The 13772-nt window shown below is 67.5% G+C and carries 13 protein-coding genes; 6 read left to right on the forward strand and 7 right to left on the reverse strand.

Going from position 1 to position 13772, the window contains the following annotated elements; genetic code table 11:
• Positions 1-27 precede the first annotated feature (27 nt).
• Positions 28-738 (reverse strand): AraC family transcriptional regulator, encoded by a 711-nt coding sequence (locus tag AC1DIQ_RS03125; RefSeq protein WP_121038827.1) that lies wholly within the window; start codon positions 736-738, stop codon positions 28-30.
• Positions 739-920: 182 nt separating this feature from the next.
• On the opposite strand from AC1DIQ_RS03125, the gene AC1DIQ_RS03130 reads away from it, so the two are divergent.
• Positions 921-3011: a catalase gene (locus AC1DIQ_RS03130; RefSeq protein WP_478049419.1), complete on the forward strand. Its 2091-nt coding sequence runs from the start codon at positions 921-923 to the stop codon at positions 3009-3011.
• A gap of 36 nt (positions 3012-3047) precedes the next feature.
• Positions 3048-3536: a HupB gene (locus AC1DIQ_RS03135; RefSeq protein WP_478049420.1), complete on the forward strand. Its 489-nt coding sequence runs from the start codon at positions 3048-3050 to the stop codon at positions 3534-3536.
• A 74-nt stretch (positions 3537-3610) separates the two neighbouring features.
• On the opposite strand, the gene AC1DIQ_RS03140 is transcribed toward AC1DIQ_RS03135, so the two are convergent.
• The 4 genes from AC1DIQ_RS03140 to AC1DIQ_RS03155 all read right to left on the reverse strand — a co-directional run bounded on the left by AC1DIQ_RS03140 (position 3611) and on the right by AC1DIQ_RS03155 (position 7587).
• Complete coding sequence (locus AC1DIQ_RS03140; RefSeq protein ID WP_478049421.1) at positions 3611-4399, reverse strand: hypothetical protein; 789 nt, start codon at positions 4397-4399, stop codon at positions 3611-3613.
• Between the two features lie 104 nt (positions 4400-4503).
• A complete protein-coding gene (locus tag AC1DIQ_RS03145; protein WP_478049422.1) occupies positions 4504-5769 on the reverse strand; it encodes a sensor histidine kinase in 1266 nt (421 codons plus the stop codon).
• Complete coding sequence (locus AC1DIQ_RS03150; RefSeq protein WP_478049423.1) at positions 5766-6452, reverse strand: response regulator transcription factor; 687 nt, start codon at positions 6450-6452, stop codon at positions 5766-5768. Before AC1DIQ_RS03150 ends, AC1DIQ_RS03145 begins: the two co-directional genes overlap by 4 nt.
• Positions 6453-6456: 4 nt before the next feature.
• Positions 6457-7587, reverse strand: coding sequence for a type 1 glutamine amidotransferase domain-containing protein (locus AC1DIQ_RS03155; protein WP_121038842.1), 1131 nt, complete (start codon positions 7585-7587; stop codon positions 6457-6459).
• A gap of 191 nt (positions 7588-7778) precedes the next feature.
• Between AC1DIQ_RS03155 and AC1DIQ_RS03160 the strand changes: the two genes are divergently transcribed.
• Positions 7779-8639: a PA4780 family RIO1-like protein kinase gene (locus tag AC1DIQ_RS03160; RefSeq protein ID WP_478049424.1), complete on the forward strand. Its 861-nt coding sequence runs from the start codon at positions 7779-7781 to the stop codon at positions 8637-8639.
• A gap of 94 nt (positions 8640-8733) precedes the next feature.
• Here AC1DIQ_RS03160 and AC1DIQ_RS03165 read toward each other — a convergent pair whose 3' ends face one another.
• Complete coding sequence (locus AC1DIQ_RS03165; RefSeq protein ID WP_121038848.1) at positions 8734-10866, reverse strand: methyl-accepting chemotaxis protein; 2133 nt, start codon at positions 10864-10866, stop codon at positions 8734-8736.
• Between the two features lie 205 nt (positions 10867-11071).
• On the opposite strand from AC1DIQ_RS03165, the gene AC1DIQ_RS03170 reads away from it, so the two are divergent.
• Together AC1DIQ_RS03170 and AC1DIQ_RS03175 are read left to right on the forward strand one after the other, a co-directional pair.
• On the forward strand, positions 11072-12049 hold the full coding sequence (locus AC1DIQ_RS03170; RefSeq protein WP_478049425.1) for a L,D-transpeptidase family protein: 978 nt from the start codon (positions 11072-11074) through the stop codon (positions 12047-12049).
• A 3-nt stretch (positions 12050-12052) separates the two neighbouring features.
• Positions 12053-12748, forward strand: coding sequence for a M23 family metallopeptidase (locus tag AC1DIQ_RS03175; protein ID WP_478049426.1), 696 nt, complete (start codon positions 12053-12055; stop codon positions 12746-12748).
• Here the strand turns inward: AC1DIQ_RS03175 and AC1DIQ_RS03180 are convergent, their stop codons facing one another.
• On the reverse strand, positions 12749-13102 hold the full coding sequence (locus AC1DIQ_RS03180) for a DUF6966 domain-containing protein (RefSeq protein ID WP_147433863.1): 354 nt from the start codon (positions 13100-13102) through the stop codon (positions 12749-12751). It lies immediately after the preceding gene.
• A 207-nt stretch (positions 13103-13309) separates the two neighbouring features.
• Here AC1DIQ_RS03180 and AC1DIQ_RS03185 point away from each other — a divergent pair, with 207 nt between their 5' ends.
• On the forward strand, positions 13310-13723 hold the full coding sequence (locus AC1DIQ_RS03185) for an EF-hand domain-containing protein (protein ID WP_121038860.1): 414 nt from the start codon (positions 13310-13312) through the stop codon (positions 13721-13723).
• Positions 13724-13772 lie beyond the last annotated feature (49 nt).

Genomic DNA, 13772 nt, shown 5'->3' on the forward strand with positions numbered 1-13772 from the left:
GGCATAGGCCGGAAGCCCCACCCCGCCTCAGGCAGCGGCGCGCTCGCCGATCTGGGCACGGTAGGCCCGCGGCGACAGCCCGACCTCGGCCTTGAACTTGCGGGTGAACGCGCTCTGGTCGGTGAAGCCGCAGGCCTGGCCGATGCTGGCGATGCTGTCCGGGCCATGCAGCAGGTGCACCGCCATCTGGATGCGCAAGCGGGTCAACACCTGTTGCGGGGTCATCTGGAACACCTTGCGGAAGGTGCGCTCCAGCTTGGACAGCGAGAACCCGGTGATGTCCAGCAGGGTCTGCATGCGCACGTTCTCGGCGTAATGCGCATTCAGATGGGCAAGGGCCAGGCGCAGCTGTTCGTACTGGGTGCCCAGGCTGTCCTTCTGGCCCAGGTCGCGCGAGATCCCGATCAGCCCGCGGATCTGCCCCTCCACCAGCAGCGGCCGCTTGCAGGTCAGGCACCAGCCCGGCTCGCGGTTGGCGAACAGATGCAGTTCCATCAGGTTTTCGATGACCTTGCCAGCCAGCACCTGCTCATCCTGGGTGGCGTAGTCCGCGCCCAGCCCGGTCGGATAGATCTCCGCCGCGGTGCGTCCGATCACGTCCTTGCGCGACTTCAGGCCCAGCCGGCGCAGCATGGTCTGGTTGATATGCGTGTAGCGCCCGTCGCAGTCCTTCATGAAGAACAGGACGTCGGGGATCGCATCAAACAGGGCTTCGATGTCGGCGGGTTCAACGCGCATGCGGTTGGGGAGAACAGGGGAAGACGCGCCCAAGGATACCTGCCCGCACGCGCGCCACCCAGCGCCGGGGCACCGCATGTGAAGCGCGGGTGCAAGCAGCGCCCGGTTTTCGCACCCTCGATTAACGCCCCGGCCGCCAGTGTGAAGCGATCCCCCTTCCCGCCAGCTCCCGGAGTCGCCTCATGGCCGCCAGCAAGAAAAGCACGAAGAACGCCCCTGCACCCGCCACCGATGTCCGCGGCGAGGGGGATGAACTGCACCAGCGTGCGGGCAACGGCCACCCGGTGCTGACCACCAACCAGGGCATCCCGATCGGTGACAACCAGAACTCGCTGCGGGCCACCCCGCGCGGGCCGACCCTGCTGGAAGACTTCATCCTGCGCGAGAAGATCACCCACTTCGACCATGAGCGCATCCCGGAGCGCATCGTGCATGCGCGCGGCAGCGCAGCGCACGGTTACTTCGAGCTGACCCGCTCGCTGGGTGAGTACACCCGCGCCCGGATCCTGAGCGAAGTGGGCGTGCGCACCCCGCTGTTCACCCGCTTCTCCACCGTGGCCGGCGGCGCCGGTTCGGTCGATACCCCGCGCGATGTGCGCGGCTTCGCGGTGAAGTTCTACACCAAGGAAGGCAACTGGGACCTGGTCGGCAACAACATCCCGGTGTTCTTCATCCAGGACGCGATCAAGTTCCCTGACCTGATCCATGCAGTGAAGATGGAGCCGGACCGTGCCTTCCCGCAGGCGGCCAGCGCACACGATACTTTCTGGGACTTCGTGTCGCTGATGCCCGAATCGATGCACATGATCATGTGGGCGATGAGCGACCGCACGATCCCGCGCTCGCTGCGCACCATCGAAGGCTTCGGCATCCACAGCTTCCGGCTGATCAACGATGCCGGCGAGTCGACCTTCGTCAAATTCCACTGGCGGCCGAAGCTGGGTATCCAGTCCACCGTGTGGGATGAGGCGGTCAAGCTGCAGAGCGCGGACAACGACTTCCACCGCCGCGACCTGTTCGAGGCGATCACCGCCGGCGATTTCCCCGAGTGGGAGCTGGCGGTGCAGCTGTTCACCGAGGAACAGGCCGAGGCCTTCCCGTTCGACCACCTGGATTCGACCAAGATCATTCCCGAGTCGCTGGTGCCGCTGACCGTGATCGGACGCATGGTGCTGGACCGCTGGCCGGACAACTTCTTCGCCGAGACCGAGCAGGTCGCCTATTGTCCGGCCAACGTCCCGCCGGGCATCGACTTCAGCAACGATCCGCTGCTGCAGGGCCGCCTGTTCTCCTATCTGGATACCCAGCTCAGCCGCCTGGGTGGGCCCAACTTCCACCAGATCCCGGTCAACGCGCCCAAGTGCCCGTTCGCCAACCACCAGCGCGACGGCCACATGCAGATGAACATCCCGAAGGGCCGGGTCGCTTACGATCCCAGCTCGCTGCAGGGCGACAGCCCGCGTGAGACCGCCGATGGCTTCCCCAGTCACGCCACCGCGCCGGATGACGGCCGCAAGGGCCGCGTGCGCGCGGAGAGCTTTGCCGATCACTACAGCCAGGCCCGGATGTTCTTCCGCAGCCTGGAAGCCCCGGAGCAGGCGCACCTCGCCTCCGCACTGGTGTTCGAGCTGTCCAAGGTGGAAACGGTCAAGGTCCGCGATCGTACGGTGAGCCACCTGCGCAACATCGATGAATCCCTGGCCAAGCGGGTCGCCGATGGCCTGGCGATGCCCGCGCTGCCCGAGCCGGCGGCCACGCAGACCCCGGCACAGGATTTCCCGAAGGCGCCGGAAGTGCGCATCATCGGCCGCACCAAAGACCTGCTCAAAGGCCGCTGCATCGGCATCCTGTTCGACGAAGGCTCCGACGCGGCCTTGATCGCCAACCTGCGCAAGGCGGCCGACAAGGCCGGGGCGAGCGTCAAGCTGGTCGCACCGAAGATCGGTGGCGCCAGGCTCAGCGATGGCAAGACGCTCGCCGCGGACGGCCAGTTGGCCGGCACGCCGTCGGTGGTCTTCGATGCGGTCGCCGTGGTGCTCAGCAGTGATGCCGCCAAGAAACTGAGCAAGGAATCGGCCGCGATCGATTTCGTCAGTGATGCCTGGGCCCACCTCAAGGCGATCGCCGCCGACGACGGTGCACAAGCGCTGCTGAAGATTGCCCGGGTCGGCAACGATGCCGGCGTGGTCGAAGCGGAGGACGCCAAGGCATTCCTGGCTGCCGCCGCTACGCGGCAGTGGGCCCGCGAACCGAAGGTGCGCGCGCTCGCCTGAGCGGCGCCACCTTCGTCACCAGACAGGAGCACGACCATGCCACGCGGTGATAAATCCAGCTATACCGACAAGCAGAAGCGCACAGCCGAGCACATCGAGGAAAGCGAGAAAGCGCGGGGCCGCAGCGAGGCCACCGCCGCACGCATCGCCTGGGCCACGGTCAACAAGCAGGATGATGGCGGGAAGAAGCGCGGCAGTGCGAACAACACGGCCGCCAAGACCGCGAAGACCTCGCCGACGAAGAAGGCAGCGGTAAAGAAAACCGCTGCCAAGAAGGCCGCTCCGAAAGCAGCCGCCGGGAAGGCCACCAAGAGGACCGTAACGAAGACGGCGAAGAAGGCCGCTGAAAAAGCGACAGCGAAAACCGCGGTCAAAACGACGACAAAAAGAGCGGCGAAGAAGACCGTCGCGAAGCAGGCCACCCGGAAATCCGCATCAACTACCGCCGCCCGGACGCCTGCGAAAAAGACGGCAACAAAAACGACAACGACCGGCGCCCGAAAGCGAGCGGCCGGCAAGGCCTGACCTGCGCACAGGGCCCGCCGTGCATCTACCGCGTGCTGCCTGGAGCAGCACGCGGCAGAGCGCAGGCGCAGCGCTTACCGCGGCACTGGCACGGTGGACGGCTTCGATGGCGTGACCGTTCCAGGTGCTACCGGTTTCACCGGCAGCGGCATCGACTGCAGCCGGCGGATCGAGCCGATCGGCACGGCTTCGGCACGCCGTTGTTCCGGCCACCACAGGAACACGAACGCACTGCTGGAACCCAGCAGTTTCGCAGTGCCGGGCAGCGCGACCGCGTCACCCCCGAGCACGACCTGCACCGACGTACCGCCCCTGCCATCGCGGATCTTCTCGGCCGAGCTGAGGGCATACAGCGCCGCGCCGAATGCCATGAAGCAGACCACCGCAATGCACATGCCGGTCAGCGGGCGCAGCCCGGAGAATTCCCAGTTCATCCACGGCGACTCCGAGAACAGCATCCGCCATCCCCAGTGCCGCGCGCGCAGGCGCGCCACCTTGGAAGGATTGCGCCGCCGCAGCGTCTCCGGCCAGCCCAGCACCACGGCAAGCAGGGCCCCCAGCAACAGGATCAACAGGTAGGCCGGATCGCGCAGCCCGGCGACCAGGAAGTCACTGACCTGCAGGTAGTCCAGGATCGACAGCCGGAATTTGAAATAGAAAAAGTAGCTCGACCACAGCCCCAGCACGGAGAGGAACACATATCCCGCGCTCACCATCAGCGCCGGCTCCTGCCGCAGCAGGCGCCAGATCACGGCCACCATCGAATCTTCGTTGCCATGCGTGATCGGCAGCAACGACCAATCGGTCGGCGTCTGCTCCGCCGGGACATCCCCGTGAATGCTGCCCTCGTCCCTGTTGCCCATGCGCCCCTCCCCCGTTCGGCAGAGCATCGCGCACTTTGGCGATGGACGGAAGCGGGCCCGCCTCGGATGGCACCCGGTCGCCGCGGCCGCCATGCCGGATCGCCTCACTGCACGCTGAAACTGGCCACCGTGGCGTGCTCGCTCCCTTCGATGCGCAGGTCGATGGCGAAGCGGGCGCACAATCGCTGCACGATCGCCAGGCCGAGCCCGAACCCGGCACTGCCCTCGCCCTTGGTGAACGGCCGCATGATCGCCTCGGCATCGCCCGCCAAGGCGGTGTTGCGGATCCGAAGCCGCCCGCTCGCCACCTCGATGTGCACCTCACCCGAACGGGTATGCGCGAATGCATTGCCGACCAGATTGGCCAGCAGCATGTGCAGCACCGGCCCGGGCACCGGCAGGCGCACGTCGGCCGGCACGTCGACCCGCACTTCCACCGGTTTGCCCTCCAGCAGCGCGGCCTGCTCGATCACCACCTGTTCCAGTACCGGCAGCACCGCCAGTGGTGTCGCGTCCTGTTCCACGTTCTCTTCGCGGGCCAGCGTGAGCAGGGTGATGACGGTCTGTTCGAGCTGCCGCGCCGAGTGCTGCACATGCTCAAGCTGCTGCCGCCCACGCTCGGACAGGCCCGGTTCGCTGGCCAGCTGTTCGGTAGCGCTGCGGATCACTGCCAATGGCGTGCGCAGCTCATGGCTGGCATCACGGGTGAAGGCATGCTCGCGCGCAATGAAGGCACGCACGCGCCCGCTCAGATTGTCCAGGCCGCGGGCGAGCACGCCGACCTCGTCATCGGGGAAGCCCCCGGCGAACCCCACCGGCAGCCTGTCCGGCACCATCTCATCGACCAGCGCTGCCAGCTTCGACAAGGGCCGCGTGGTACGTCGAGCCAGCCATGCGCCGGCCAGGATGGCGACCACCACCACGGCCAGTCCGGACCAGGCCAGCAGCGCCAGGATCTGGCTGCGCATCGGCCGCACCACCAGCTGCTGGCTGACCTCGGCGACCAGCCACCCTGGCGTGGCGGCTCCTTCCGGCTGCACCGGCCGCAGGTGATAGTGCCGCCCCTGCGTACCGGCGATCTCGCGGCGCCAGGGCTCGGCATCGAAGGTGGCCTTGAGATCGGACGGGAACGTGGCAGGGCTGTCGTGGATCGTCATGAACGCATTGCGCGGCGGCGACCACGTCCCACGGGTGGCCCGCTGATCCAGCTGCTGCTGCGCTTCCTGCTCAAGCATCGCATCGAAGAAGCGATCCTCCACGCTGTACACGAATACCGCCACGTACAGGCCGAACAGGCCGGCCACCACCAATGCGAACACCGCGAAAGCCAGCATCAACCGGTTGCGCAGGCAATGCACCCGTGCCGTCATGCGTCGGCCTCCAGCTTGAAGCCGACATCGTGCACGGTCTTGAGCATCGGCCGCTCGAACGGTTTGTCCAACGCCTGGCGCAGCAGGTACAGATGCGAGCGCAGCGGATCCGACGGCGGCGCCTCATCGCCCCAGAGACGGCGGATCAACTCGCTGCGGGTCACCGTACGCGGCCAGGCTTCGGCGAGCAGCACCAGCAGCCGATAGGCGGTCTGCGGCAACTCGATCGCCTGCTCACCGCGGCACACGGCGCCGCTACGGCGGTCGATGCCGAGCGATCCGATACGCAGCGTGTGCCCGCCGCGTCGGCCGTGTCGGTGGGCCAGAGCCAGGCATCGCGCCAGCAGTTCCTCACCTGCGAACGGTTTGACCAGATAGTCATCGGCACCGGCCTGGAAGCCGACCAGCTTGTCGGCCAGCGTGTCGCGCGCGGTCAGCATCAGGATCGGGATGTGGCGGTCGGCCTGTTCACGCAGATGGCTGCACACGCGCAGACCATCCATGCCCGGGAGGGTGAGGTCCAGCACCAGCACCTCCGGCGGCTCTTCCAGCGCCATCTGCAGGCCGCTGCGGCCATCGGCGGCGAAGGCCACGCGATGGCCGCGGGCCTCCAGCAGCGTGGCCATGCCGGCGCGCAGCGCCGGGTTGTCCTCGATCACCAGGATGTGCAGGCCGTCGTCCATGGTGTCAGCCTTCGATCGTGTCCTTGAGCTGCTTAGCTTCGGCCATGTCCGGGTGGGTTTCCAGCAGTTTGCCGAGCACCGTGCGCGCCTGTGCCACCTCGCCCAGCCGCCAATGCGCCTGGGCGATGCCCAGCGGCAGCTGCGGTTCGCTCATGTACGGCGCGGCCAGCTGCATGATCGCCAGCGCGTCACGTACGGCAGCATCGTCCTGCGCGGCCTGCAGCTGGTAGTAGCCGAGCACGCCGATCAGCTGGTCGTGATAGCCCGTACGGTTGCTGGCCAGCTCGTGCTTGACCGCCTCCCCCTCACCGGCCAGCAGGCGCTGCACCAGCGCCATGCTGGCCTCATCGCGCCAGGGCGTGCGCGTGACCGGGGTGCGACCGGTGGCGCGCACGATCGCCTCGGCGACGGCCGGTGTCGAATACGGGTTCTGCCCGGTGATCAGGCGACCGTCCACCACCAGTCTGGGCATCATCAGCGGCGCCTGTTCCCAGCGCGCGCCGCGCTCGCGCAGCGCCGTTTCCAGCAGGAACGGGAATTCCTTCGCCCAGCGCTTGCCGAACACGCCCTCCTCTGCATTGGTGAAGCCGGTCACGCGCCGCCCGGCCACCAGCAGCGATCCGTCCGCCAGCCGCACGTCCACCAGCGCAGCCGGGCCGTGACAGACCGCCGCGACCACCGCGCCGCGATCGTGCATCGCGCCCAGCAGACCGCGCAGTGCGGCATCGGCGGGCAGATCGAACATCGCCCCCTTGCCCCCGACCACGTAGACGGCCGCATAGTCGGCCGCCCGGAGGGTGGCGGTGGCGCGGGTATCGGCCAGCAACGCGGCCGCGGCCGGATCGGCGAGGACGCGTGCATTGAAGGGCTCCTTGGCATCGAACTTGTCGGCCTCCACCGGCCCGCCGCGTGGGCTGGCCACCTGCACGGCCAGGCCGTTGTCGCGGAAGATCAGGTAAGCCTGGGCGAATTCGTCCATCTCGAACCCGGGGCGGGTCTTGCCCTGGTCACGGCCCTCGCCGCTGACCACGATGAGCACCGTATCGCCCGCCGAAGAAGGGCGGGCATGGAGCAAGGGAACGGCCAGCAACAAGGCCAGCACGGCACCGGTATGGCGCAACAGGGACAGCATCATGGGCGGCACTCCTTGGGAAAGTGACGTCAGCCTGCAGGCCGGATGTGAATCAGAGTTCAAGCCCGCGTGGACGTGCACGCAGCTGAACAACCGGGCCGCCGAGCGCCGTGTCGATGGCTCCATCGGCCCGAAGATGCGAAAATCCCTCCCCCTCCAGGGCAGGCCCCGCGCCAGCCGATTCCCGAGATACCGTGAAGACCCCCCAAGGCTTGCAGGCGCTGATCGACGACGGCGTGATCGATGAAGTGCTCCGCCCGCTCAAGAGCGGCAAGGAAGCAGCGGTATACGTGGTCCGCAGCGGCGACGATGTGCGCTGCGCGAAGGTCTACAAAGACATGGCGCAGCGCAGCTTCCAGCAGCGCGTGCAGTACCAGGAAGGCCGCAAGGTCCGTGGCAGCCGCGAAGCGCGCGCCGTGGGCAAGGCCAGCAATTACGGCCGCAAGCAGCAGGAAGCGGCCTGGAAGAACACCGAAGTGGAGGCGCTGTACCAGCTGCGCGATGCCGGCGTGCGCGTGCCCGAGCCGTATGGCTACTTCCACGGCGTGCTGGTGATGGAGCTGGTCACCGATGCCGAAGGTTATTCCGCCGCGCGCCTGGGCGAGGTCGAGCTCAGCCCGGAACAGGCACGCGAGTTCCACCAGATCCTGGTCCGCCAGGTGGTGCGGATGCTGTGCTGCGGCCTGATCCACGGCGATCTGTCGCCGTACAACGTGCTGGTCGGCCCGGAAGGCCCGGTGGTGATCGATTTCCCCCAGGTGGTCAGTGCGGCGGGCAACAATGCCGCGCGCACGATGCTGCTGCGCGACGTCAACAACCTCACCGCGTACCTGGGCCGCTGGGCGCCGGAGCTGCTGGAGACCTGGTATGGCGAGGAGATGTGGGCGCTGTTCGAGGCCGGCGATCTGCTCCCGGACAGCGTGCTGACGGGCGAGTTCGAACAGGATGAAAGCACCATCGATCTGGATGGCGTACGCCATGCGATCAACGATGCGCGCGAAGAAGCGCTGATCCGCCAGCAGGGCCGGGAAGCAGCGGAAGAGAACGAGGACTGATCGGGGCGCGCCGCTGCGCCGGGCGGCTGGATCGGCATGAAAAAAAGCCCCGCCGATGCGGGGCTTTTCCGTCCAACTCAGCGCGCGGGTGCCGTCACGCGGCCTGCAGTGACGCCGGGCGGCGCAGGCCTGCAGAGGGGTCCTCCAGCGTGAACACCGCCACCGATTCGGTCAGTGCGTGCGCCTGCTGCTCCAGCGCGCGGCTGGCGGCGGTGGCTTCTTCCACCAGCGCCGCGTTCTGCTGGGTCACCTGGTCCATCTGCACGACCACCTGGTTGACCTGCTCGATGCCGGCGGCCTGTTCCTTGGTCGCGGCGGCAATGTCGCTCATCAGCTGATTGGTGCGCGAGCTGGCCTGGGTCAGGCGGGCGATCGCCGCTTCGGACTGCACGGTGACGCTCAGCCCGGTCTTGACCTTGCTGCTGGACTCATCGATCAGGTCCTTGATCTCCTTGGCCGCCGTGCCGGCTCGCTGCGCCAACGTGCGTACCTCGGTGGCCACCACCGCGAAGCCGCGTCCGTTCTCACCGGCACGGGCCGCTTCGACGGCCGCGTTCAGGGCGAGGATGTTGGTCTGGAAGGCGATGCCGTCGATCACCGAGGAAATCTCGGAGATACGCGCCGAGGACTGGTCGATCTCGCTCATCACCGCGGCCATCTGCGCGATCGCCTGCTCGGTCGCCTTGACCGCCGCACCCGCCGCATGGGCTTCATGGTCGGCCTGGTTGGCCAGCTCAGCGTTCTGCCGGACCGTGGAGGTCAGCTCCTCCATCGAGGCCGCCGCTTCTTCCAGGTTGGCTGCCTGCTGCTCAGTACGGCGCGACAGGTCATTGTGGCCGGCCGCCAGTTCCTGCGCGGCATCGTTGATACTGCCGGCCGCGCCCTGGATCTGCTGCACGATGCCGGTCAGCTGCACCGCGGTGGCGTTGGCATCGTCGCGCATCTGCGCAAAAACACCTTCGTACCGGCCGTCCATGCGCGAGGTCAGGTCGCCGGTGGAAATCGCGCGCAGTACCTGCGACAGGTCGGCGATGCTGGCCTGCGAGCTGGCCATCATCCCGTTGAGCTGGGCGACCATCGCGCGGAACTGGAACTGGAACGCCGGCTCGTCGCCGCGCACGGAGAAGTCGCCGGCACGTGCGGCCGAGGCCAGTGTCTCGATCTGCTGGTTGATCGCCATCAGACTGGCCTTGACGGTGGCCATGGTGGTGGTCAGCACGGCCTTCTCGCCCGGGTAGCTGTCCAGATCACGGCTCAGGTCGCCGATGGCGTAGCGCTGCATCACCTCGACCATGTGGAACTCGACGGCCACGTGCGAACCGACCAGCTCGTTGGTGGCCCGGATCATCCGGCCGAAATCGCCCGGGAAGGCCGTTTCATCCATGCGATGGCTGATGGCACCGGCCTCATGCTGGCGGGCCATGTCCAGCTGCGCGGTGATCGCGCCCTGGACGCCCTGGCGGACCGTGGCCATGGCGTTGCCGAGCTGGGTGATCTCATCGCGACCGCCCAGATGGACGTCATGGGCCAGATCACCCTTGGCCATCCGGGTGGCCAGGCCGACGGCGCGGGCCAGCGGACCGGTCAGGCTGCGGCCGATCAGCACGGAGGCGGCGATGCCGACCACCAGCGCGATCGCGCCCAGCACCAGCAGCTGCAGCAGGGTCCGCTCGCCCAGCCGGATCGCTTCGGCAGCGGCCTCGCGGCTTTCCTTTTCCTCGTAGACCACGCCATCGCTGAGCGCCTGGTTCCAGCCATTGGCAGCGGCCTGCACGGCGCCCAGGGTGAGGGCCGTGGCAGCGGCGAAATCGCCCTGCTGCAGCTGTTCGCTCATCTGCTTGTTGAGCGGACGCGCCACCGCGCGGGCGGCCGCGATGGCGTCTCCGACGGCCTTGTCTTCCGGCTGTGCGGGCAAGGCCTGGTAGCCGGCCCAGCTGGCTTCATAGCGCGCGACCAGCGCGGCGATGCGCGCCTCATCCTCGGCCAGACCGTCGCCCTGGCGGATCAGCATCTCCCGGCGCACGACCATCATCTGGTTGTTGGCATCGAGCATATCCGAGAGCAGCCGCACCTTGGCCACGTTGACCTCGACCACCTGCTGCATCGCGCGCTTCTGTACCGCACTCCCGGTGGCGCCGGTGGCGACGACGGCCGCGACCAGCAGCAACAACAGGCCAAAGCCCATACCTAGACGCCAGACAACGCTGACGTTCCGCAAAAATTCCATGAGACATCCGAAAAACGTGGGGGGGGGTGGGCTGGTATCGGCGCCAGACGCAGCGCCTTGACCGACGGCCGTGAGCCCGCTGTGAATGGATTCACATAACCCCGGCGTTGCCCCCGCATCGCCGCTCAGCCCTCCGTCAGGCTTTTCACGGCAAGTGCGCACGCCCGGCAGGCATGGTGGAAACACGTTCCCGCTGGAGTTGCCGATGTCCCTTCGCCTGCACCGTATCGCCCGCCTCACCGCGCTCTCCCTCGCCCTGGGGGCCTCCTCCGGTTGGGCGGTCGCACAGACGGCACCCGCGCCCGCCGCGATCCCGGACGCCGACGCGACGTCGCTGGCGACCGGGCCACGCTCGGATCTGCATGCGCAGGTGCTGCTGGACCGCGCGCACTTCTCCCCCGGCCAGATCGATGGGGAGCGCGGCTCCAACCAGAAGCGCGCCGTGTCCGGCTTCCAGGCCGCACGCGGGTTGAAGGTCAGCGGCGAACTGGACGATGCCACCTGGCAGGCGCTGCAGCCGGATGCCGCCCCGCCGCTGGTGCGCTACACGCTCACCGCGGAAGACGTGGCCGGTCCGTTCCAGCCGGTGCCCAAGGGTCCGGCCGCGCAGGCCAAGCTGAAAACCCTGGGCTTCGGTTCGATCGAAGAAGCGCTGGGCGAGCGCTTCCACGCCTCCCCCGAGCTGTTGAAGACGCTCAATCCGGGCGTGGACCTGGGCAAGGCCGGCAGCGTGATCCAGGTGCCGAACATCGCGGCCGCCCCGCTGCCGAAGGCCAGCAAGCTGGTGATCGACAAATCCGACTCCACGCTGCGGCTGTTCGATGCGGACGGCAAGGTCTACGCGCAGTTTCCGGTGTCCTCGGGCAGCAAGCATGACCCGCTGCCGATCGGGAAATGGAAGATCCTGGGCATCTCCCGCGATCCCACCTTCCACTACAACCCCAAGCTGTTCTGGGATGCCAAGGCGGGCGACAGCAAGGCGGTCCTGCCGCCGGGCCCGAACAATCCGGTCGGCGTGGTCTGGATCGACATCTCCAAGCCCCACTACGGCCTGCACGGCACGCCCGAACCCGGCCATGTCGGCAAGACCGAATCGCACGGCTGTGTGCGCATGACCAACTGGGATGCGCTGCAGGTCGCCGCTGCGGTCGATGCCTCGGTGCCGGTCGTGATGCAGGAGTAAGCCATGAAGACCTTTCGACTGCTGGCAGTAGGACTGGTGATCGGCGTGGTCGGCTACTGGCTGCTGGGGCCCGGCCCCTCCGCCCGGCTCGGCGCCGCCGAACCGGCCAAGGTGGGATCGGCCACCAGTTCGGCCCGCGCAGCGCTTGATGCCCCGCCGCCGACGACGCCGGCCACGAACCCGGTGCCTGCCGAAACGTCAGCCACACCGCCCGCGCCGGACGCGGGCGGTTTGACACCCGCACCGACAAGCGGCGCGGCGGGCGCGCTGCTGCTGCCCGTGCAGGGCATCGGGGCCGATCAGCTGCAGGACACCTTCACCGATGCGCGCAGCGAAGGCCGCGTGCATGATGCGATCGACATCCTGGCGCCGAACGGGACGCCGGTGCTGGCCGTCGCGGACGGGACGGTGGAGAAACTGTTCGACAGTGTGCGCGGCGGACTGACGGTGTACCAGTTCGAGCCAAGCGGTCGCTACTGCTACTACTACGCGCATCTGGACCGCTACGCCGATGGGCTGGCCGAGAAGAAGACGATCAAGCGCGGTGAGGTGATCGGCTATGTCGGCAGCACCGGCAACGCCAGTCCCGAGGCGCCCCACCTGCATTTCGAGATCCATGTACTGGGTCCGGAAAAGCAGTGGTGGAAAGGCGAATCGATCAATCCTTATCCGGTGTTGAAGGGGCAGCAGGCCCTGTGATCAACGCGTACCGGGGGGGGCGTCCCGGATCGCCCGCGCCAGTTGCCAGGCGCGACCGCGCAGTGCATCCAGGCGCTCATTGAGTTCACCTGCGTCTGCGCGCCACTGGAAGTGGCCGTTGCTGTAATCCAGGCCCAACGCAACATCATTGAACGACCCCATGCCGCCATAGGCGCGCAGCACGCTCTCCGGCGCGCCTGGATCGCCCTGCTCAAGCTGGGTGATGACCCGCTGCATCCAGTCGGCCCAGTGGGTTTCCCCGTCGCTGCGCAGCAACGCTTCAAGCTCGGACACCACCGCATGCAACGCGCGGTCCGCGCTGCTCATGCCGGTGGCCACGTGATCTTCAGACACCCTGTCGCCCCTGCTGATTGGTGAGGCTGCACAGCATGCCATGGGCCCGCGCTGGCGGACGTGGTCACGCCGGTCCGATGGGCACGGGCAACCAGTAAAACTACTGTCGCGAATGCGGGAAATTGCCGTTGCCCCGGGCATCGACGCGGCGGACACTGCGTGCTGAAGGCATGCCCCCCTCCCCCTGCGGTCTTGGAGACAACTGTGATGATGCTCGCGCACCGCGTTGCCCTGCTCCTTCTCTGCGGCGCTGTCGCCGCAAGCGCCGCCGCGGCGCAGGACCTGCCCGCCACCGCACCGGACCGCTTCGCAATGCTGGATCGCAATGGCGATGGCAAGGTCAGCCGTGATGAGTACGACGGAGATGCTTTTTTCCGCCTGGTCGATGCGGATCACAATTACCGGGTGAGCGTGGATGAAGTGCAGGCGGTGCTCGGCCCACAACGCGATGGCGAGTTCTCGGCGGCGGAATGGGTACGCATCGCCGACCTCAACGGCGATGGCGAATTGAGTGCCGAGGAGATGCGTCGCTCCTCGCAGATGCGCTTCCAGAGCCTGGATGCCAACCACGATGAGAACCTTGAACTGTCGGAACTGCAGATGGGCGTCGGCCGGCGCTGAAGGGGGCGAGGCAACGAAAAAGCCCCGCTTGCGCGGGGCTTCGTTTCAC

The organism is Stenotrophomonas sp. 05L413, from assembly GCF_056397945.1.

What these genes read in the sequence shown, in the direction of transcription:
- AC1DIQ_RS03135 (WP_478049420.1), top strand. Translation starts at nt 3,048, where the DNA reads ATGCCACGCGGTGATAAATCCAGCTATACCGACAAGCAGAAGCGCACA.
- AC1DIQ_RS03130 (WP_478049419.1), top strand. Translation starts at nt 921, where the DNA reads ATGGCCGCCAGCAAGAAAAGCACGAAGAACGCCCCTGCACCCGCCACC.
- AC1DIQ_RS03165 (WP_121038848.1), bottom strand. Translation starts at nt 10,866, where the DNA reads ATGGAATTTTTGCGGAACGTCAGCGTTGTCTGGCGTCTAGGTATGGGC.
- AC1DIQ_RS03125 (WP_121038827.1), bottom strand. Translation starts at nt 738, where the DNA reads ATGCGCGTTGAACCCGCCGACATCGAAGCCCTGTTTGATGCGATCCCC.
- AC1DIQ_RS03145 (WP_478049422.1), bottom strand. Translation starts at nt 5,769, where the DNA reads ATGACGGCACGGGTGCATTGCCTGCGCAACCGGTTGATGCTGGCTTTC.
- AC1DIQ_RS03140 (WP_478049421.1), bottom strand. Translation starts at nt 4,399, where the DNA reads ATGGGCAACAGGGACGAGGGCAGCATTCACGGGGATGTCCCGGCGGAG.
- AC1DIQ_RS03170 (WP_478049425.1), top strand. Translation starts at nt 11,072, where the DNA reads ATGTCCCTTCGCCTGCACCGTATCGCCCGCCTCACCGCGCTCTCCCTC.
- AC1DIQ_RS03185 (WP_121038860.1), top strand. Translation starts at nt 13,310, where the DNA reads ATGATGCTCGCGCACCGCGTTGCCCTGCTCCTTCTCTGCGGCGCTGTC.
- AC1DIQ_RS03175 (WP_478049426.1), top strand. Translation starts at nt 12,053, where the DNA reads ATGAAGACCTTTCGACTGCTGGCAGTAGGACTGGTGATCGGCGTGGTC.
- AC1DIQ_RS03150 (WP_478049423.1), bottom strand. Translation starts at nt 6,452, where the DNA reads ATGGACGACGGCCTGCACATCCTGGTGATCGAGGACAACCCGGCGCTG.
- AC1DIQ_RS03155 (WP_121038842.1), bottom strand. Translation starts at nt 7,587, where the DNA reads ATGATGCTGTCCCTGTTGCGCCATACCGGTGCCGTGCTGGCCTTGTTG.